Raw genomic sequence first — 19,312 nt, forward strand, 5'->3', positions numbered from 1 at the left:
AGCGTCTCGCTCCCTGATTTCAGAAAACAGGCAAGATAAACTATCACAATTAATCTGATAGACCACTAGTCAGCGACTCTACCTCTGCTGATGTTGCGATTACTTATCAGTTAGTATATCAAAATAACATCTGAACCTAGGAAAGATATTTCCGAACGATTAAAGTGTGGGAGGATGTCACTAATACATACCAATTCACAAAGATTTATTATCAAATGAATTTGCCCCATGATTTAGTCAAATCACTAATTGGCTCAAATCCCTACTATATTCAAAATTATGGTGCATCATATCTGGGCGATAGTCTGGAACTGATAAAATTAATCCCCAATAGTTGTATTAATTTAATTATTACTTCTCCACCCTTTGCTCTAACACGTAAAAAAGAATATGGCAATGCTAGTGCAGATAACTATATAGAATGGTTTTTACCTTTTGCCTATGAATTTCAGCGCATTATGACAGATAATGGCTCATTGGTGATAGATTTAGGGGGTTCCTATCTGCCAGGAAATCCAGTCAGAAGTATCTATCAATATGAACTATTGGTAAGCTTATGTAAGGAAGTTGGTTTTTTCCTCGCCCAGGAATTTTATCATTACAATCCAGCACGTTTACCAACCCCTGCGGAATGGGTGACAATTAGAAGAATTCGGGTAAAAGACTCTGTAAATATGGTGTGGTGGCTAGGGAAAACAGCGAATCCCAAAGCTGATAATCGCAAAGTTTTAAAACCCTATAGTCAGAGTATGAAAAATTTACTTAAAAATGGTTATAAAGCCAATTTACGTCCTAGTGGGCATGACATTTCTGATAAGTTCCAAAAGGATAATCAGGGGGCAATTCCTCCTAATTTGCTAGAAATTGCCAATACTGAATCAAATAGTGCTTACTTAAGACGTTGTAAAGCCGCAGGAATTAAACCCCATCCCGCACGTTTTCCTTCCGGTTTTGCAGAGTTTTTCATCAAATTTTTAACTGATGAGGGTGATATAGTCTTAGATCCCTTTGCTGGTTCTAACACTACGGGATTTGTTGCAGAAAGTTTACAACGTCGTTGGATTGCCGCAGAAATTAATGAAGATTATCTCATCGGTAGTCGCTATCGGTTTGAAGCAACTAAATAATTTATACAACTAATCCCGAACGAAGAGCGCGTACAGCTGCTTGGGTGCGATCGTCAGCACAAAGTTTATTTAGAATATTGCGAACGTGGGTTTTGACTGTACCGACTGTGATATAAAGTTTTTCGGCAATTTGTCCATTGCTGCAACCGGCAACAATTAATTCCAAAATTTCTAATTCTCTTTGGGTGAGGGGGTAGGTTTCTAAAACCTGTTCATATTCTGGGGAAAGTGCTTCAATTTGTACAGTACGACTGTTGTTATTGTTAGATTCACCATTGGGTAAACCTTGACGCATCTGCTGTAAAACTACATTGGCGATCGCTGGATCAATCCAAGAGTTACCCTCATAGGTTGCTTGAATTGCTTCCATGAGTCGGTCAATGCTAGTATCTTTCATATAATAGGAGTCTGCCCCCGCAGCAAAGGCAGCTAATACGGCATCTTCCGTATCTTCCATGGTAAGGATGAGGATTTTAGTATTTGCATCACCGCTATCTATTTGAAATTGGCGAAATCTGCGTGTGAGTTCAATCCCATCCAAATCAGGCAAACCAATATCCACAACAGCGATATCTGGTTTACTAGTCTCTAATAATTTTAAACCTTTAGTAGCATTAGCCGCTTCACCAATTACTTTAAATGCATTGTTTGATTGTAAAGCTGCTTTTAAACCCATGCGTGTTAAATCGTGATCTTCGATTAAAACAATACTAATTTCACTCATTATTACCTCTATATGTCTGTATATAATTTCTGGCGATCATCACCAACAATATACACCTGATTTTGTTTATTACCAGAACTTAGGATAGATGATATTTTCCTTAGATTACATCCATCGGTAGAAATAATTATGGTATATATCTTTTGCCTCTATATACGGAGAAATCTAACTAAAGGTATATGGTAGTGAGTGCAAAAACTATGAAATAATACCTTGGCGTATTTATGGCAGAAGTTTACCGGAGATAAATCCCTTCTAATTTTTGCTTGAATTCTCCGTCACTGTAATCCTCTCATTTACCTCTACTCTCCAATCCAAGAAAGATGATAATAGTACCGCTACGCGAAATTAAAAATATGTCCTGCGGGCACGCTACGCGAAAAATCAAAATTAATACAACTTAAGCCTTTCGTTGGTTTTGTGGACGCAAAGCGGCTTTCCGTAGAGCTTATGAGCTTCATTTTCGCTGTGCTGTACTCAGAGTCAATCATCACTTATCATTTTTTTCAAGGGATAAATCTGTGTCTACCAACAACTATGACTCAGGGTTGAAGACACTTAGCTATTTATTAATTTACAATTTCATTGAAATGGCATAAATTTGCTGAAAAAACACTGATATTTTTAGATGGTAAACACAAATTTTACCCGACTTAAAAATATTAATTTAGCTTTTGCCTTGGATGATTTTCAGAGGAGTTTATCTTTCAAAATTGTGAAATTAAAACTCTTGTTTAAGATTATTTCTTTATTGTGATTTGCTAATCAACTATGTTATATACACAAAATTCTCCAAAATATCGTATTCTTGTAGTTGATGATACTCCGGATAACTTAATTTTATTACAGACAATTTTAGAAATCGAAGGTTATGAAGTTGAGCTAACCTCTGAGGGGGTAAGTGCAATTGAAAAAACTTTACAATCTTCCCCAGATTTGATTCTTTTAGATGTGATGATGCCAGGAATGGATGGTTATGAAGTCACACGTCGAATTCGCCAACATCCTGAAATCTCCTATATTCCTATTCTTCTACTAACTGCCTTCCATGACGTGAGTGTCGTTGAGGGTTTAGACGCTGGTGCCGATGATTTTATTCGTAAACCCTTTGACCAAGATGAGCTATTAGCCAGGGTGCGATCGCTAATTCGTCTTAAGCATAGTCTAGATACTCAGAAAAGACTACTCCGTCAACAGGAAGATTTTGTTTCCCGTGTCACCCACGACTTACGAACCCCCCTGGTTGCTGCTGATCGGATGCTGAATTTGTTCCAACAAGAGATTTTCTGTCCGATTTCTGGGGAAATGAAACAGGCAATTTCTGCCATGATTCGTAGCAACCAAAACCTTTTAGAAATGGTAAATACTCTCCTAGAAGTTCATCGATTTGAAGCTGGGAAAAAGACTCTAGAGTTTTCCGATGTCAACTTACTAGAAATTGCTCAAGAAGTTGTGCAAGAACTTAGCCCTTTGACAGATGAAAAAGGTGTGGCTCTGAAGATTAATACTCACAGACTCAACCCAGATGATAAAACCGCAGCTATTATTTTGGGCGATCGCCTAGAATTGCGTCGGGTGATAAGTAACTTAATTGGTAATGCCATCAAATTTACGGATGCAGGTAGTATTAATATTTGCCTACATGAAGTTACAAAACCTCCGAGCAATTCTCCATATCTGATTTTGGAAATTCAAGACACTGGTTATGGAATCGCTCCTGAGGAACAAACAAAGGTTTTTGAGCGTTTCCGTCAAGGTACTAATAAACGTGCTGGTAGTGGTTTAGGTTTACACCTAACTCATCGCATTGTAGAAACCCATGGTGGAACTATTACCCTAACCTCAGAACTGGGAAAGGGTAGTACCTTCACAGTCTCCTTACCAAAACCTGTTTCCCCTGACTTGCAGAAGTTGCAATAGTAAAGTTCACCATCGAATCGATTTTGAATGACACCAGGACTTCAGTTAAAAAAAATTTCTGAACTTTCTCCAACTTCCATCTCAAAGTAGAGGTCAAAACTCATTCAAGTATACCAATGGGATGGTGACTATCATTTCTGAAAATTAATAAGATTGAACTAGTAAATCACAATTGTCCCTTCTAAATTTCTTAGAAATACGGACACTACTAGTCATAACTTCCAGGAGAATAGATACTCAAAAAATCAGCATCTCCAATTATTGAACTTATTGATAGTAGTCTTCACTAAATACTGAGCAAATATGACATCAACAACACCTACCCGTGGTCAAGTAGAAAGAACACTCGGACAAAAAATTCAAGCACTTTACCGAGAGCAATTAGGACATCAACCTAGTAAAGTTACTTGCCAAATTTCTGATAAAAATGTCGTTGTCGTGATGGAAAATTCCATTACTCCCCCGGAAAAGTTACTCGCCGAGAATGGTTCTCCAGAGCTAGCAGAACAGGTACGCTCTGACTTATATGAAGCGATTCAACCCCATATCAAAACTCTCATAGAAGAAACCCTCAAGGTGAGTGTGGCAGAAATTCTTAGTGATGCCACCCTTGAAACAGGAAGAAGTGGTTTAATCGCGATTCTGAATGACTGTCCTGATGTTCTCCAGAGCAAAAAATAGTACAGGGAAAGTAGGGGGGTAGCATTCCCACAGAAATGACAATCAGCACAATGCGCATAGAGCAAACTAACATGACTCTGAATGCAAATGACAGGGAGAAGCAAGGTGGAGTTTATCCCCCAAATAACGGTGAATTATCGCTTCCAAGTCTTCTATCATATATGGTTTGCGATTCGTGACAAGTTAAGGTTTTTGAGGTTTTGTCAAGAGCAGTATAGAGGGACTCAAAAAGCTGAGAAACTAGTAATAGTGCATCTTTTGGTTCAAAATCATGCCAACCAAAAAACCGAGAAACCCTGACCATGTTCGTCGTCGAAACACCCCACTTGCGGATAATGAAGCAATAAGCGAACACTTAAAAAATTTGCTGAGTCCAGCAATATACGCTCAAAGTGCCTATTATCGAAGCCTTGGATTACGCGACCGTATACTTAATCTGTCATTAATGGTTGCAGCGATGTTAACTGTGATTTGGCGGCAAGTAGCATCAGTACATGAACTAACTCGAATGTTGGAGCAGGAGGAATTGTTATGGGGTAAAGCTGTTAAAGTATCACAGCAGGGGTTGTCACAGAGGTTTCTCAGTTTTCCAGCAGAACTATTTGAACGAGTGTTTCACGATTTGTTACCATTGTTGAAATCGCGTTGGCTTCTTCGCGAAAAACGAACCCTACCAGCAGCAGTCAAATATGCCAAGAAGCATTTTGTGAATATATGGATTGCGGACGGGTCAACACTCGAAGCTTTATTTCGTAAATTAGATAGTTTAAAAGATGTTCCACAAGGTAAGTTAGCCGGCAAAATATGTACAGTGATTGATTTGTTAACACGATTACCCGTACAAGTTTGGTTTCATACTAATCCCTTAGCACATGATACTAATTTTCTCGATGATTTAATTAATATTGCTAGTGCTAAAACCTTGCTAGTTCTCGACCGTGGCTTTTATGATTTTGGTTTTTTCTTGCGCTTGATTGCCAAACAGGTTGATTTTATTACTCGCATCAAATCAAATGCAGTATTTGATGTTGAGCGAATTTTCAGCTACGACTACACACTTCGAGACCGGATAATTTCCTTCAACACAGAGGATAAACACCAAAAAATATTACGTTTACGTCTCATTGAAGTCAAGCAAGGCAAGACTTGGTATGCCTATGTTACTTCAGTTTTAGATCCTCAAATTCTTCCACCTTATGTCGTTGCCGATCTTTATGCGAAACGATGGAGAATCGAAGAGGCATTTAATACTGCCAAACGCTTGCTGGGGTTAAGTTATCTCTGGACAGGTTCTGTCAATGGTGTCAAGCTTCAAGTTTGGGCAACTTGGTTATTTTATGCAGTTTTAATCGACCTTGCAGATGCTGTTGCTGATGAAATAGCCCTCCCGTTTGAACGCATTTCTTTAGAGATGATTTTTCGTGGGCTTTACCATTTTAATCATGCTTATAACAAGGGTCGAGCAACCGATCCAGTTTTATTTTTTGCTGCTCCAGAGAACAAAAACCTTGATGTTGTTAAGACAATACGAAAAGAGCCTCAAACCCTTGACTTATCGCCTTTTCCTTTACCCTTGACAATTCCTGCTTTTCCTTAACTTGTTACTAATCATGGTTTGCTGATATAGTCATCAAATCCAGATGCCAATATACTTTCCCTATCCTCCGCACTTGCTAAAGCTGTAACCGCGATCGCTGTGATATCCCTTGTTAAAGTTTCTTGTTTTAAATCACGTACTACATCAATTCCACTAAAACCTGGTAATAAAACATCCAACAGTATCAAGTCTGGTTGATACTCTTTTGCTACTAATACTACAGTGGCACTGTCAGTCTGACACATTAATTTACAACCAAGAGACTCCACAACATAACTCATCAGTAGTAAATTATCGTCATTATCGTCCACAGCCAAAACTAGAGGTGGCTGAAAGTTTCGCATTTTTTGATCACTCATATGCTTATTAGCCAGTTCTATTCCTTCTCCAGAAGATAGAGTTCATCACTTAATCAGTCTCCTTAGATAGAACAGACGAGGCATTCTACAAGCGATTTAACCGCGATCGCTCCAGACTGGCTCGCGCATTAACACCTTATCAAGTTAACTATTTTTGCCCTTGCTACCCCACCAGTGGAAAGAACACTTTAAGTTGAATAAGGTAAACAACACACTGTCTGATTATAAGCAAAATCAAAAATATTTGCTAGCAGAAAAATTATTACCCCTTAATATTTTTAAGCATATTTTAATTTTTTGTTATAAGGGCTTGACAAGAATCTATCCCTCGCTACGAGTAATACTAATTCTCCAAAATAAAGCTATACATAGACTGCAAGGGTACAGGCTTGCCCTGAGCGACTTGTACCGACTTGTACTGAGTGTTGTCGAAGTCGCGAAGCCGAGGTAAGTCAAAGAGGAGCAGGAAGTAGGGGGAAAATTATCTGTAGCCGGAATTTAGAGAAATGATATCAACAGTAGATGACAAGGGCTATTCCCCCAGCCAGAAAAAATTTTCGCCACACCCTTGACACATTGTGTAGTATGTTAGTAGTATAGAAGCAACAAGAAAAACAACATCAAATACTTCAACAAACCTCCCTATCACACCTAACCAGGAGGGTTTATTAAATGGTACATATTCGCTTTGAAGGACGTTCCTACGACATTACAGAAAACCAACTGGGTGTCACCGCAGGTATAAACGATACCAACATCAAAGAAAGACTAGCACAACACTTTGATGTCCGCTTAAATAGCTTCTCCAGTTATGTAATTGACCGCAGACCAAGCGGAGATTTGATAATTAGACCAGAAGCAGTTTACGGATAAAATTAATTTAACCTGAAATCTGAGTTTTTGGATTGTTCATAACATAAAGAATTCTCAACTTTCATTTTTCCGCACCCTAACAAATTTAGCTTACATACATTCAGTTAGGAAACTAACTTATAGGTTCAATTCCTATCATCGCCACCAAAAATATTGCAGATAAGTCTTATTTGGCGATGTTGCCAAAATGGTAAAGGCAAATGTGAAAATTAGCTTGATTAACTTGTGCGGAAATACATCATAACTGCTATCAATATTTAGTTTCGCGCCCCAACAAAAAAAGCTTACATACTAGCTCATTGGTAGAGCATTTCTCTCATAAAGAAACCGTAGTAGGTTCAAATCCTACGTGTGAACAACAGCTTTTTTAACTTGCGCGAAACTCCATAAATTATCCATATATTCCAGTTAAGTATCCCATCATAACTGCTTCGCGCCCTAACGGTAAAAGCTTACATACTAGCCAAATTGGAAAAGGCGCTTGATTTAGGTTCAGGATAATGTGGGTTCAATTCCCACGTATGACTCAACAGCTTTTACAACTTGCGCGAGGCATTAAAAATCATTTTTACCCATCATCCTTATATTTTAAATACTGATTGGAGGTGAAACATATGTCCAAATTTAAATTACAAAACCCTCTTTTGCAAAACTCAGACAAATTCATTTTACAAATATTCAATATTCAATTGGAGTAATGAGCGAACATCGTTTAGGAGAAATTGTCATTGAACGTCCCCGTCATGGTTGGCGGATGAGTTCCAAGAAAGTAACAGGCTACAAAAAATCTCTCCACAAACTAACAGACATAGCAATAAATGAGGGACTTTTATCTCCCTATTTAATTAAAACACGCTTCAAAACAAAAGGTTTTTCCGATCATCTATCACCGCTCTACCGTTGGCTACGTTCTCAAGTTGGTCAACCCTGGGATTTAGTCTATAGTCAACTGTGTACCACCCTGGATATTACTACCCTATCCGGGCAACATATTCTTTCCCATATTTGGCAATTTGTAGAAAGAAATGTAGTCATTATTGATGGGCTTCCCTATCCCAAAGATAAACAGGAATATCCCCTTGGATATCGCCATTCTATCTGGGGCGATCGCCATCAATTGTACGTTCATCCCGAAACAGGTATTCTCTGCACTGTTGCTAGACAGCCAAAAAATACTAATCCTAAAAATGATGATTTACTTATCATTGATAGGTATAGTGAATATCGCAAAATAAATGATATTTGGTATTTCGTAACTTTTGCAGATGTGCCAAATACAAGGTTTGAAATAGCCAGAGATGTCTTGTTAAACCAGGCTATTAACTCTAATCAAGCTTGGAAAGTCTATGGAAGATGTGTGTATGCTGTCAGCAAACATCAGTGTAATAAAAAAGAAATCAAAACCATCAAGCAAAGACTAATTGCGAATAGGGTGTAAATTCCTGACCGCAACCTTATCTTGGAAGCTTACATACTTACTAAAAACAACTATAGCTCAAGTTCACGTCTAGAGCCGTCTCTAGGCTTATGCTTCCAGTAACTTGTGCGGTAAGGCAAAAGGGATGGGGGAGTATTTCCCCTTTCACCCTCCCAGCTTTCCAACAAACACATATATACACAAATATAAATAGTTGTCGCCGTACCCTAACTTAGAGAGCATACATACTTGACTTCCAATCAGTAAAAACCACGCTCCCTCAACTTGTGCGGTGATATCCCACTCCACGAGCGACAACTATCTCCTCCACGCGCCACATCAACGGAGATAGCACCCATGAATACCGTAGAACGCGATTTACGTTTAGAATTGCTTAACAGCTTGTTGACAACTCCCCACCGTGACTTGGCAAAAGTTGCAGAATTTCACAAGGTAATGGTGGAGCTTGACCCGATTTTCTATGGACACCTAGCTGTATGGTATCAGCGTCATGGTGATGTCCGCGATCACCAAGAAGTATTTCTCGGAAATTTACTCACAAGTAATGTGATTCCCCACCGTGATGCAGGTTTTGTGATGTTGCAAGAGTTTCCACCTTACCAAGTGGCAAGGATTGTAGACTTCATGAAGCAGCAACAGGGAAAAGTTCCTCGCTCTGCTCGTACGGCGGTACGTCGTTACTTAGAAGCACGGGAAAAAAACCCGCAATTCTTTGATCGCGCTGCTGTACGTGCCCGCAAGGCAATGAAGCACCTGTATGCAACTTTGCATATCAAGCCGAATAGTCGGGCAGATGCCATTCTGTTTAAAGAAGCACCTCCTGCCGATAGCTTGGCATTCATGTTGAAGCAACTTGCCAAAGCCCAAACCCCCGCAGAGCAGGCAGCTTTAATTGTCGAACATAATATTCCCTACACCATTGCTGTGGGTGCGGTGAAACAATTAACACCAACTGTTCTAGTAGCACTCATTAGCTCTATGACACCCCCGGAGGTAATCAATAACCTGAAATCTCTGCAAACACGGGGAGCAATGGAACACCCAGAAGTTAAGCAATTAATTGATGGGAAACTGGAAGAAGCAGCTAAGAGCGATCGCCAAGGGCGTGTGTCTGCTTTTAAAGCTACTGTCGCAGCAGATGTCACCCAACTAGATGCCGCAACTGTCGCTAAGTTGGAAAACGTCGCCAACGAACAAATCAAAAAGCGGGGTAAAATTGCCAAACCGACAGCTTTGTTGATAGACAAGTCTGGCAGTATGGATGTAGCTCTGGAAGTCGGTAAGCAAATTGCAGCCATGATTTCTGGGATTACCGTTGCTGATTTGTATGTTTATGCTTTTGATACCCTTGCTTATCCAATAACTGCGAAAGGAAAAGAACTTTCTGACTGGGAAAAATCCTTCCAGCATATCTTTCCGAACGGTGGTACAAGCGTTGGTGTGGCGGTGGAAACTATGCGCTTGAAAAAGCAAGTAGTTGAACAATTCATCATTGTTACTGACGAAGGGGAAAATACCCAACCTTACTTAGTTAATGCTTACAAAGCATACCAGCGCGATTTGGGTGTAATACCTAATGTCATCCTTGTGAAGGTAGGAGATGGTGGTGCTTTTGGTTATGTGGAAAACCAATTAAAGCAACAACAAATTTCTGTAGATACTTTTACCTTTAAAGGTGATTACTACTCTTTGACTAACTTAATTCCTTTGTTATCTCGTCCATCTCGCTTAGAATTGTTAATGGAAATTCTCGAAACTCCCTTACCAATTAGAGATGACAAGTAGCTTAAGTCTCTCTCCCATCGGGAGAGGGATTTATCAACAATGATTTTGCGGTTAACATGTCAGATTTTGTCCGCAGTTAATATGCTAAAAAATAATAATTTAAATCATGTCGATATCTGTTTTGTTGTAGATACGACTGGTAGTATGGGCGGTTTTATTCAAACTGCACAAAAACAACTTTTAGACACAATTAATTTACTTTCTAGTGATAGTCAGATTAATTTACAAGTTGGTTTGGTAGAATATCGTGACCATCCACCGCAAGATCATAGTTTTATTACCCGTATCTATCCGCTCACGAATAATTTACAGCAAATGCAAAAGTCAATTAATCTGTTAAGGGCGGATGGTGGTGGTGATGCGCCGGAAGCTGTGTATGATGGAATTCATGATGCTTGCACAAAAATGCAGTGGAGACTACACAGTTGTCGTTTTGTCCTGTTAGTGGGAGATGCACCACCCCATGGTTTTGGTCAATGGTTGAAAGATATGCAAGTTCCAGGATTTGTAAATGATCATAGTGATACCTGGAAAGGTGGTTGCCCTAGTGGCTTAGACATACAAAAAGTTACTGCGGTGGCAGAGAATCACAGAGTCACTGTTCATAGTCTATGCATGGGGAATGATAGCAATACTCAGAAGGCATTTCAGGCAATTTCCCAGGGTACAGGTGGTCAATTTACAATCACAAATGCTACTGATATTATCGGTAAAATCATTGATTGCTTACACAAGGAATTTCAAAACTTGGAATTGGATCAGCAAGTTTTAAGCACTATTGCAAACATGGGATACCTTGACATTCAAGAAACTGCCGAGCTTTTAGATTTACCAAGATTACCCGTTGCTACTTCTATTTCTCGGTTAGGTAAGCGTGGATTTTTATAATATTGAGAACTGTGCATAAGGTCAATACTTATGCATTTTTTGTGAAATTATTTTATACTGTGTAAATTAAAATTCAGATACCCAACTTGTAAGAGATTGAATATCTGAATATGCTAATTTATATGAGATTTTAAACGTCAGATTTAAATCACTTAAATCATGCCTACACCTTTGCCGCGCTTATCTTCTTTTTCTGTCAGCTTTCCAGTTTCGTCATTATGATTAATATCTACTAATTCTTCTGCTCTTTCTTGTGCTTCTGCTGCTTGTTTCTCTTGCAAATCACCGGGTTCTTCGTAATATATTTCTGGCTCTACGGCAAAGTTATTGACTAACCCTTCGTTATCAACAGTATAACCACTTGTGGTATCCAGACTCTCGTCCCCTTCTTTCTTGGGAAACGATTTAAAGTTTTCTCCCTCTCTGGCAATTCTAGCAGAGGTTTCCGCCGGTACTATTCCGCGATCGTATGTAACTCTTTTTGCGTCTTCATTACTCATGATTAATTCTCCGAAACTCAATATTTATATTTGGTTGTATGGAAGTTATTTTGTCTGGATGACTCTCTAACAGTGGAAAAATATCTCAAATAAAGGAACAGATAGAGCTTAATAATTAACAAATGACATAGGTACAATGCATTGTTCTACCCTTGTCTGTTCCTTGAAAAGTGACAATACCACCACTGGAAATTCTAGAACTGAGATGAATTAGTATATATTCACCTAATTCCATCTTTGCTGTTTATCTATTCCCTAGGAAAGATTCTCTCAGCCTGAGGTAGTTTTCAACTACTAGTCGAGAGTTTTTTTGACTTCATCCTTGATATTTTCCGTAGTATGACGCACTTTCGCTTCAGCTTGTTTTGCTTTACCTTTTGCTTTTTCTTCAGGATCACCTGTTACGTTACCAACAGCTTCTTGAATTTTGCCTTCAATATTTTTAGCGGTTGCTTCGACTCTATTTTCAGTACTCATTTTTTTCTCCTTTGTGAGTGAGTTATTGCTGCCTTTGATGTTTAAATAGTAACTGGAAAATTTGAGAAAACTGCCTCTCGTAGGGTATATATCGTCTCTTTCAAGAGAATGCCTTTAGATAGAGATAAAAAAGGTAAGAATCAAAAAAATATACTTTTCAGACTTTTAAAATATCTTGCTTACACTCACTGTCCATAATACCAATTCTCTAAAATTAGGCTACAGATAGAATCTACGGAACCATTGCTAAATCTAGATTTTTTAATTGCGTTAGCATTAGCTCTCCCGCAGGGAGCATTGCGAATTGGTATGACATTCATATTGACGAAAGAGAATAAAGCAGAAAAAGACGTGATAATTCACGCCTGAAGGAAAATTGATTATAGAGGAACGGTGCTACAGAAATACTTTTGCGTTAACAGTCATTGCAAGGGGAGTATATTGCAAATTTTAGAATCTCGGATTTTTACAAGATATCGAGATGCTTGACTCAACTATTATTTTCTTCCCTATGATAAAACAGCTTATCCGAGAAGGAGCAGAAGTTCCTGGATTGTAAATAGCTTTAAGCTGTGCCGATATTTGACTGTTGTAAATAAATTATGGCAGTGCTTACAAAGTATATTTAGTAATTGCTGACTAAACGGCAGTTTTTTGCTTTGACCAAACACCGTTTTCATCTTCGTCAAATTGCTGTTGTACTGCTTCCCAAGCATTCTGTTCTGCTTTCATTGCGTCATTACTTTCTTGGAAAGCACTATTATAATTTTTGATGAAAACTTCTTGGGCTGCTGTAGATAAATGGTTACGAACTTCGGGAGATAAGTCTTCTGGACTGTTGCAGTTGCCTGTACAAGCGCGGTCTAAAATTTGATCAGCGACGTGAATTTCTTCACCTCCAGCACTTTCTAATAATAATTGGTATTCGCCAGAGCGATCGCCAGGAACTTCTGCCATGATTAAAAACTCACCAGCTTCTAAACGAGTTTGGTAAATAGCAGCTTTCTCTTCTGGCATACCTAAGGTACTGAGAACGGAAGCTAAACCAGCACCTGCACTACCGGCGATCGCCCCACTTGCAGCACCTAATAACACTGCACCAATCGGACCTGCGGCTACTACTGAACCAACGAAGGGAATAAATAATACCCCAACACCGGATAGTAAACCTAATAAAGAACCAAAAAAGGAACCAAAAATGGCTCCGCTTCTGAGCCCACCCAAAATAACATCTTTCTTAGTAATAAAGCCAGCTATTCGTGTCTCTGACTGAAAATTTCTGCCCATCACCGAAATATGCTCACGGGACACACCTCTGTCTAGCAAACGGCGAATTACTTGCTCTACTTGAGTCTGTTCTTTGAAAACTGCGGAAACTGTTCTTTCTGCTTGATAATCAGACATTTTAATTCTCCTAAACTCTTTATCAAAGGCATCTGAATCTATGAATTCTCAAAATGCCTAAATTTTGTTAAACTAATACCAATTTCTAAAATATTTACGACACAACAGATAAATATTCAAGACTTAGTATTTACCCATCTCTACAGAGCTATCTGTAATATTTTTGTTTGAAATTGGTATTAGTCAATTGTTAAATTACTAATCAATACTCATTAGTCATTACCAGTAACTTTCTTTAACAAGTTGCTAACTTCATCTTGAACAGTGGTAGCACCTTGAGAATTTTCTGGGCGCTTCATTTTATTAATGTCAGCATCACCCTGTACTTCGTTTAAACCTTTATTAGAGTTCTCTTGAACTTCTTTAAGAGATAAGGGAGCCGAACGAGCTACTTCATCAGTTTTACGTTGTGTTTCTAACAATTGGTCTGTAGCTTCTTGGGGATTACTTCTATAACTATTAATGGCTGCCGCAGGAGCAATATTGGAAAAGAATAGTACGGCACAAACGCAAACTAGTAAAAATACACGCAATGGGCGCAATACAGATTTAGCTAGAGTAAAAACTTGCATTTAACATCCTCCTAAAATAATCGAAAATTCACATCAAGAGAAAGCTTTGAATCTGATAATTAGTCGATGTAAATTGACATCAAAAAAATCATCAGAAGAAACAAATTAGATAAATTCATCCATTTATCTCCTGACTCTTGAAGAATCAACATTGAGATTTAACTCAACGTTCATCTGTATTATTTATAACGGGAAGATGCTGATTGACTTATCGACCTGTAGGCTGAAGTTATTGAGTATGATAGGTCAAATATAATCTTTCCTCAGGTAGAGTCATACAAGTCTAGATGCAAAGTATTGTATGTATATGATTCCCAATATTTGCAATTAGAAACTATTTACAAATAAATATCCCTCTCACAAATTTGGAAGAGGGAAGGGTAGCAATTGGTTGTAGCGTCACTAATCAACCTGAAAAATAGGGAATCGATTTTTGCCCAACTTATTCTACAACTTCATTAATCGGGAACCTATCTATTAACTGCATAGCTCGGTAGGCGTTGCGTTGTAAGCTGGTTGAGAGGTGGGGAACATGGGGTATTTGGGAGAGTAAATCGAGGGTGCGACGCAGAATACGTACCACATCACCTTCATCAAGACTTGTGTTTTCGCACAGTTCCACCCATTCCATCCCTAAAGCCCACTGCTCCACCAGGGAAATCAAATTAATGTAACGATTTTCTAAACCGACAGGTAGGGCGACACCGTGACGATACTGTACTTTCAATAGAGTACGGCGAATTTGTTGTAGTCTCATCCAGGCTTCATCTGCTGCTGTGGATAAATCAAAACGGACGAAACTGTCAGGGCGAGGACTTTCGGTGACTAATGCTGCTGCAACTGCGGCGAGATGCTGGGGATCTATTTGATCAAGTTCCCCACTGGCAAGGGCTAAACCTAACCAGAGTTCATTTTCACCGCGAATGGCGGCTGCTATTTGCCCTAGTTTTGTCGGCATCAGCTGATCTAGGCAGTCAAAATATTGCAGAATCTCAATCAGATTAATAAATTCTTCCCAGTAACGCTGGGATTGTTGTTCTATTTGAGTTTGCAATCCTTTGATTTGAGTTTCTAGTTCACCGACACGGACTTTGCGCTTGAATAGGGCAACAGCATTTCCCGCTTGATGGAGGGGGTGATTTTCTAGCTTGGTTTGTAAATTGGCGACGCGGCGAATTTGCTCGCTGACTTCTGGAGCTAGGTGTAATAGTTCTTCAACTACGGGGATTGTTTGGGCGATCGCGGCGGTTTGGGGTGTACCTCGTCGTGACTGCCCTGGTTTGAGGGGCATTTCGGCTGGTGGCAGTAAATCAGGGGGTACATCTATCCGTGGCAATTCGGCGAATAAATCCATGACATCGCTTGTGGTTGCGACATACCAACGATTATCTTGCCCTAAACATACTAAATAGGGGGCTTGCCCAGAACCCTGGGTTTTGCCAACCAGGACGGCAGTTACAGGGGTCGAAACGGTAATATTCTTACCTTTGAGACTCAGTAAAGTTCCTGATACAGCAAAGCTTAACATCATCACCAACTCTTCTTGGCGTGATTGTAGGGATTGTTCTTGCAGGGTTTTGAGTAACTTTTGTTCTACCCGTACCTGTTGTCGCAGTTTCTCGTAGGCAGCGATCGCGCCATCATCTACTCCTGTCACCTGGGTTTGCAACTCTTGAAGCTCTACTTGTAAGTTGGCAATTTCCTCGGCTTTTGGTCGCAAATGTAAATTAGACAAATACTGCCCAAAACTGCGCTCGATTAATTCCTTTGCCTCTTCTAGGGTATGGGTTTGCAGTAAATTCAGTACCATCCCATAACTAGGTGTAAACTGGCTTACCAAGGGGTCTGCTTTCTTGCTGGCTAAGTCGGCGGCGTGTTCTGCTCCTTCAAAAGGTGTCTGTAACGTCACCACATGACCGACTTTATCCATACCGCGCCGTCCTGCCCGTCCTGCCATTTGCAGAAATTCCGAGGCGGTAAGCATCCGATGCCCTGAATCTGTGCGCTTAGAAATAGTGGAAATTACTGTCGTCCTAGCAGGCATATTGATACCTGCGGCGAGGGTTTCCGTAGCAAAAACAACTTTAATTAATCCTTGTTGGAATAGCTCTTCTACTAATACTTTCCAGGCAGGTAAAATCCCCGCATGGTGGGCGGCAATTCCTCGGTATAAAGGAGCAATGTGTCCAGAGCGCCCCGCTTCCGGATTGCGGGTTAAAAAGTCATCAATTTGGCGGCGCAATTCTCTTGATTCCTCTTCACTCACCAGCCACAAATCGCTAACTTCTGCCACAGCTTTATCACAACCGCGACGGCTGAAAATAAAGTAAATGGCAGGCAACATATCACGTTCCTGTAGCTTGTTGAGGATATAAGTAATACCAGGAGTTTCGGCTCGACGATTGCCTTTACCTTTTTCTGAGTCTCTGCGTTTACCCCTTTTGAGCAACCGAGGGTTGATATGAGTTTTCTCGGTATTCAGTAGGGGAAATAACCCTTTAACATTGCCAAAATGAAATTCTAGGGGAACGGGGCGAAAATCTGAGTAAATTAAATCTGTGGGTCCATGGACTTGATTTAACCAATCTGTTAGCTGGTCACTATTGGCAACGGTAGCAGAAAGAGCAACTAATTGGGTTTCCCGTGGACAGTAAATAATTGATTCTTCCCAGACTGTTCCCCGTTGGCGATCGTTCATGTAGTGGCATTCATCCAGCACTACGGCTTCCACGTCTACCAAGGATGTACCAACTTGCCCAATGGGGGTGCCATAGAGCATATTGCGGAAAATTTCTGTTGTCATGACTAAAATTGGTGCATCTCGGTGAATGGAAGCATCACCAGTTAGCAAGCCAACATTTTCCAAGCCAAATTGTTCACGGAAATCACGGAGTTTTTGGTTAGAAAGTGCTTTGAGGGGGGTAGTATAAAACACTCGTTTACCCCGTGATAGGGCACGATAGATTGCGTATTCACCAATTAATGTCTTACCCGAACCGGTGGGAGCGCAAACAACAACGGAGCGTCCACCATTTAACGAGGCGATCGCATCATGCTGAAACTTGTCCAGTTCAAAAGGAAAGATTGAACTGGGGTCAACTTCGGAAGACAGCGCAGAATAATTCACTCAATCACAATTACAACCAGTTTCTTCTTCTCTCCCTATTAGGGATTAATCCAGAACTATCACTGCTGCAACCAGTTAAACCCCTAACAGGTATTGGATGTATTATAGCGGTTTCCCGGAATATTGGAATAGGTGATGAGTAAGAGTTGACAGTTGACGCAAAAACATCTTTGGCACAATCAACCTTAACCCTTTCCTAATTCCTGCGATCGCGCGGTGGCTGCTTTGACTGCTTCGATGAGGGCAGAACGGAAACCTGCTTTCTCCAGTTGGGCAATACCTGCAATGGTTGTACCGCCGGGGCTAGTGACTCTATCTTTAAGTTCGGCAGGGTGGAGCTTGCTTTCTTTGAGTAACTCCGCAGTACCTAAAACAGTTTGTAGGGCTAATTGATTGGCGATCGCCCTGGGTAAACCCGCAGCCACTCCCCCATCGGCTAGGGCTTCTATCAGTAATGCTACGTAGGCAGGACCACTACCAGATAATCCTGTTACCGCATCCATTAAGTGTTCAGAAACTTCTACCACATCTCCCACAGCTTGTAATAACACCTTGGCAAGTTGGATATGCTGGGGATTAGCATAGGAGCCAGCACACATAGCTGTGATTCCTGCCCCAATGGTAGCAGGTGTATTTGGCATTGCCCGAATTATGGGTTGATGGGGAAAGGCTAATTCCAGTTGTTTGAGAGCAACTCCTGCCATAATGGAAATGATCACGGGATGATTTTTCAAATTCCCCGTTTCTGATAAATCCTGGGAAATTGCCCCAAATACCTGGGGTTTAACTGCTAAGAGAATGATTTCCGTGGACTCACTCAACACCTGTTGATTATCTTCACAGGTAGTTACCCCGTATTTCTGTGTCAAAAAATTTTGTCTTGTTGTCTGGGGTTCACTGACAATAATTTCCCCAGCTGCATAAATTTCCCTAGTAATCAGGCGGGATAATATAGCCTCGCCCATTACCCCGCCACCGATAAGTCCAAGTTTTTTAATCATTGCTCGATAGTCAATTACCGTATAGTTAAAAGTCAACAGCTGCATCAACTATAGACTTTTAACTATTGACTAGGAACTAATAAATTATTGTGCCATACGATTAGGCTCGTTGTTCCAAGCTGGTGTTGTCGCGGGACGGTTGGTGCGTACTGGGGGTTGAGGTACTTCGTGAAGCACTCCACCTTGGGTACTAACTTGTACACAGCTGGGTGTGAACAAAAAGATGCTTTCGCCAATACGTTCTTGATGTCCGTCAAGAGCATAGGTACCTCCCGCAACAAAATCTACTGCTCGTTGCGCTTGGTCTGGATCCATAATTGTTAAATTTAACACAATGGATTTGCGCTCACGCAGGGCTTGAATCGCTTGAGGCATTTCTTCAAAGGTTCGTGGTTCCAAAACTACGACTTCTGAGATGCCGTTAATTGCTCCTGGCATACCAATAACATTGCTCATGGTTTTTGTTCCTGTTGCTACTTCAGTATTCATAGTTGGAACTGATTCGCGCCAACGCCGATTTTGGGTAGAGGTATCGGCAACAGCTGGCTGCTGATTTTGCTCTTGATAGAGATTCTGATAACTTTCGGTTTCGGGTTCTTCCTCGTAGTATTCGTATTCTACTTGTTCGTTTAAACCGACGAAATCCTTAAGTCTAGAAAAGATATTGTTCATTTTTTTACGCTCCTGGTGCAAATCAACTTCATTGATATGGCATCAAATCGATAACGTCAACTTTTACTGCTACTAAGAGAATTTACAATTTAGCAAGTTTTTGATTGTTTGTATTATTTTTAACAATCTTCTCTAGTGAGTCGATGCCCTAAAACAACTTTCAGCTA

The 19,312-nt window shown here is 40.2% G+C and carries 16 protein-coding genes, 2 tRNA genes and 1 pseudogene; 10 read left to right on the forward strand and 9 right to left on the reverse strand.

From position 1 onward, the window contains the following. Positions 1-215 precede the first annotated feature (215 nt). The gene (locus IJ00_RS14095; RefSeq protein ID WP_046815009.1) at positions 216-1,127 is read left to right on the forward strand and encodes a site-specific DNA-methyltransferase; all 912 of its coding nucleotides are present in this window, start codon (positions 216-218) and stop codon (positions 1,125-1,127) included. 1 nt (position 1,128) lies between these two features. Here the strand turns inward: IJ00_RS14095 and IJ00_RS14100 are convergent, their stop codons facing one another. Continuing rightward, a complete protein-coding gene (locus IJ00_RS14100) occupies positions 1,129-1,851 on the reverse strand; it encodes a response regulator transcription factor (protein ID WP_035154000.1) in 723 nt (240 codons plus the stop codon). Positions 1,852-2,622: 771 nt separating this feature from the next. On the opposite strand from IJ00_RS14100, the gene IJ00_RS14105 reads away from it, so the two are divergent. The 3 genes from IJ00_RS14105 to IJ00_RS14120 all read left to right on the forward strand — a co-directional run bounded on the left by IJ00_RS14105 (position 2,623) and on the right by IJ00_RS14120 (position 6,049). Then, positions 2,623-3,771 carry a hybrid sensor histidine kinase/response regulator gene (locus IJ00_RS14105; protein ID WP_035154001.1) on the forward strand — a complete coding sequence of 383 codons (1,149 nt, stop codon included), beginning with the start codon at positions 2,623-2,625 and terminating at the stop codon, positions 3,769-3,771. 303 nt (positions 3,772-4,074) lie between these two features. Then, a complete protein-coding gene (locus IJ00_RS14110) occupies positions 4,075-4,452 on the forward strand; it encodes a DUF2294 domain-containing protein (RefSeq protein ID WP_035154003.1) in 378 nt (125 codons plus the stop codon). A 271-nt stretch (positions 4,453-4,723) separates the two neighbouring features. Continuing rightward, positions 4,724-6,049: an IS4 family transposase gene (locus IJ00_RS14120; protein WP_035152048.1), complete on the forward strand. Its 1,326-nt coding sequence runs from the start codon at positions 4,724-4,726 to the stop codon at positions 6,047-6,049. 14 nt (positions 6,050-6,063) lie between these two features. Here IJ00_RS14120 and IJ00_RS14125 read toward each other — a convergent pair. Next, positions 6,064-6,408: pseudogene (locus IJ00_RS14125) on the reverse strand (response regulator); the annotation flags it as partial. A gap of 672 nt (positions 6,409-7,080) precedes the next feature. On the opposite strand from IJ00_RS14125, the gene IJ00_RS14130 reads away from it, so the two are divergent. The 6 genes from IJ00_RS14130 to IJ00_RS14150 all read left to right on the forward strand — a co-directional run bounded on the left by IJ00_RS14130 (position 7,081) and on the right by IJ00_RS14150 (position 11,392). Then, positions 7,081-7,281 carry a hypothetical protein gene (locus IJ00_RS14130; RefSeq protein ID WP_035154006.1) on the forward strand — a complete coding sequence of 67 codons (201 nt, stop codon included), beginning with the start codon at positions 7,081-7,083 and terminating at the stop codon, positions 7,279-7,281. Positions 7,282-7,571: 290 nt separating this feature from the next. Beyond that, a tRNA-Met gene (locus IJ00_RS28615) sits at positions 7,572-7,636 on the forward strand. Positions 7,637-7,734: 98 nt separating this feature from the next. After that, positions 7,735-7,805, forward strand: a tRNA-Leu gene (locus tag IJ00_RS14135). A gap of 173 nt (positions 7,806-7,978) precedes the next feature. Continuing rightward, the gene (locus IJ00_RS14140) at positions 7,979-8,719 is read left to right on the forward strand and encodes a hypothetical protein (RefSeq protein WP_035154008.1); all 741 of its coding nucleotides are present in this window, start codon (positions 7,979-7,981) and stop codon (positions 8,717-8,719) included. 336 nt (positions 8,720-9,055) lie between these two features. Further along, a complete protein-coding gene (locus IJ00_RS14145) occupies positions 9,056-10,504 on the forward strand; it encodes a VWA domain-containing protein (RefSeq protein WP_035154010.1) in 1,449 nt (482 codons plus the stop codon). Between the two features lie 81 nt (positions 10,505-10,585). Further along, a complete protein-coding gene (locus IJ00_RS14150; RefSeq protein ID WP_035159058.1) occupies positions 10,586-11,392 on the forward strand; it encodes a VWA domain-containing protein in 807 nt (268 codons plus the stop codon). Between the two features lie 152 nt (positions 11,393-11,544). Here IJ00_RS14150 and IJ00_RS14155 read toward each other — a convergent pair whose 3' ends face one another. From IJ00_RS14155 to IJ00_RS14185, 7 genes are all read right to left on the reverse strand, one after another. Further along, the gene (locus IJ00_RS14155) at positions 11,545-11,892 is read right to left on the reverse strand and encodes a hypothetical protein (RefSeq protein ID WP_035154012.1); all 348 of its coding nucleotides are present in this window, start codon (positions 11,890-11,892) and stop codon (positions 11,545-11,547) included. A gap of 294 nt (positions 11,893-12,186) precedes the next feature. Further along, entirely contained in the window at positions 12,187-12,369 is a 183-nt protein-coding gene (locus IJ00_RS14160; RefSeq protein WP_035154014.1) for a CsbD family protein, read from the reverse strand. 639 nt (positions 12,370-13,008) lie between these two features. Further along, on the reverse strand, positions 13,009-13,773 hold the full coding sequence (locus IJ00_RS14165; RefSeq protein ID WP_035154016.1) for a ChaB family protein: 765 nt from the start codon (positions 13,771-13,773) through the stop codon (positions 13,009-13,011). 212 nt (positions 13,774-13,985) lie between these two features. After that, positions 13,986-14,345 (reverse strand): hypothetical protein, encoded by a 360-nt coding sequence (locus IJ00_RS14170; protein ID WP_035154018.1) that lies wholly within the window; start codon positions 14,343-14,345, stop codon positions 13,986-13,988. Between the two features lie 442 nt (positions 14,346-14,787). Then, positions 14,788-17,472, reverse strand: a complete 2,685-nt coding sequence (locus tag IJ00_RS14175) for an RNA helicase (RefSeq protein ID WP_035154020.1) — start codon at positions 17,470-17,472, stop codon at positions 14,788-14,790. Between the two features lie 185 nt (positions 17,473-17,657). Then, positions 17,658-18,473: a pyrroline-5-carboxylate reductase gene (gene proC, locus IJ00_RS14180; RefSeq protein ID WP_035159059.1), complete on the reverse strand. Its 816-nt coding sequence runs from the start codon at positions 18,471-18,473 to the stop codon at positions 17,658-17,660. A gap of 84 nt (positions 18,474-18,557) precedes the next feature. Next, complete coding sequence (locus tag IJ00_RS14185; RefSeq protein ID WP_035154022.1) at positions 18,558-19,145, reverse strand: cell division protein SepF; 588 nt, start codon at positions 19,143-19,145, stop codon at positions 18,558-18,560. Positions 19,146-19,312 lie beyond the last annotated feature (167 nt).

The organism is Calothrix sp. 336/3, assembly GCF_000734895.2.
In the GTDB taxonomy this organism is placed as follows: Bacteria; Cyanobacteriota; Cyanobacteriia; order Cyanobacteriales; family Nostocaceae; genus 336-3.

Excerpts from the sequence above, each read along its gene's own strand:
- IJ00_RS14095 (WP_046815009.1), top strand. The coding sequence starts at position 216 with ATGAATTTGCCCCATGATTTAGTCAAATCACTAATTGGCTCAAATCCC.
- IJ00_RS14100 (WP_035154000.1), bottom strand. The coding sequence starts at position 1,851 with ATGAGTGAAATTAGTATTGTTTTAATCGAAGATCACGATTTAACACGC.
- IJ00_RS14105 (WP_035154001.1), top strand. The coding sequence starts at position 2,623 with ATGTTATATACACAAAATTCTCCAAAATATCGTATTCTTGTAGTTGAT.
- IJ00_RS14110 (WP_035154003.1), top strand. The coding sequence starts at position 4,075 with ATGACATCAACAACACCTACCCGTGGTCAAGTAGAAAGAACACTCGGA.
- IJ00_RS14120 (WP_035152048.1), top strand. The coding sequence starts at position 4,724 with ATGCCAACCAAAAAACCGAGAAACCCTGACCATGTTCGTCGTCGAAAC.
- IJ00_RS14130 (WP_035154006.1), top strand. The coding sequence starts at position 7,081 with ATGGTACATATTCGCTTTGAAGGACGTTCCTACGACATTACAGAAAAC.
- IJ00_RS14140 (WP_035154008.1), top strand. The coding sequence starts at position 7,979 with ATGAGCGAACATCGTTTAGGAGAAATTGTCATTGAACGTCCCCGTCAT.
- IJ00_RS14145 (WP_035154010.1), top strand. The coding sequence starts at position 9,056 with ATGAATACCGTAGAACGCGATTTACGTTTAGAATTGCTTAACAGCTTG.
- IJ00_RS14150 (WP_035159058.1), top strand. The coding sequence starts at position 10,586 with ATGCTAAAAAATAATAATTTAAATCATGTCGATATCTGTTTTGTTGTA.
- IJ00_RS14155 (WP_035154012.1), bottom strand. The coding sequence starts at position 11,892 with ATGAGTAATGAAGACGCAAAAAGAGTTACATACGATCGCGGAATAGTA.
- IJ00_RS14160 (WP_035154014.1), bottom strand. The coding sequence starts at position 12,369 with ATGAGTACTGAAAATAGAGTCGAAGCAACCGCTAAAAATATTGAAGGC.
- IJ00_RS14165 (WP_035154016.1), bottom strand. The coding sequence starts at position 13,773 with ATGTCTGATTATCAAGCAGAAAGAACAGTTTCCGCAGTTTTCAAAGAA.
- IJ00_RS14170 (WP_035154018.1), bottom strand. The coding sequence starts at position 14,345 with ATGCAAGTTTTTACTCTAGCTAAATCTGTATTGCGCCCATTGCGTGTA.
- proC (WP_035159059.1), bottom strand. The coding sequence starts at position 18,473 with ATGATTAAAAAACTTGGACTTATCGGTGGCGGGGTAATGGGCGAGGCT.
- IJ00_RS14185 (WP_035154022.1), bottom strand. The coding sequence starts at position 19,145 with ATGAACAATATCTTTTCTAGACTTAAGGATTTCGTCGGTTTAAACGAA.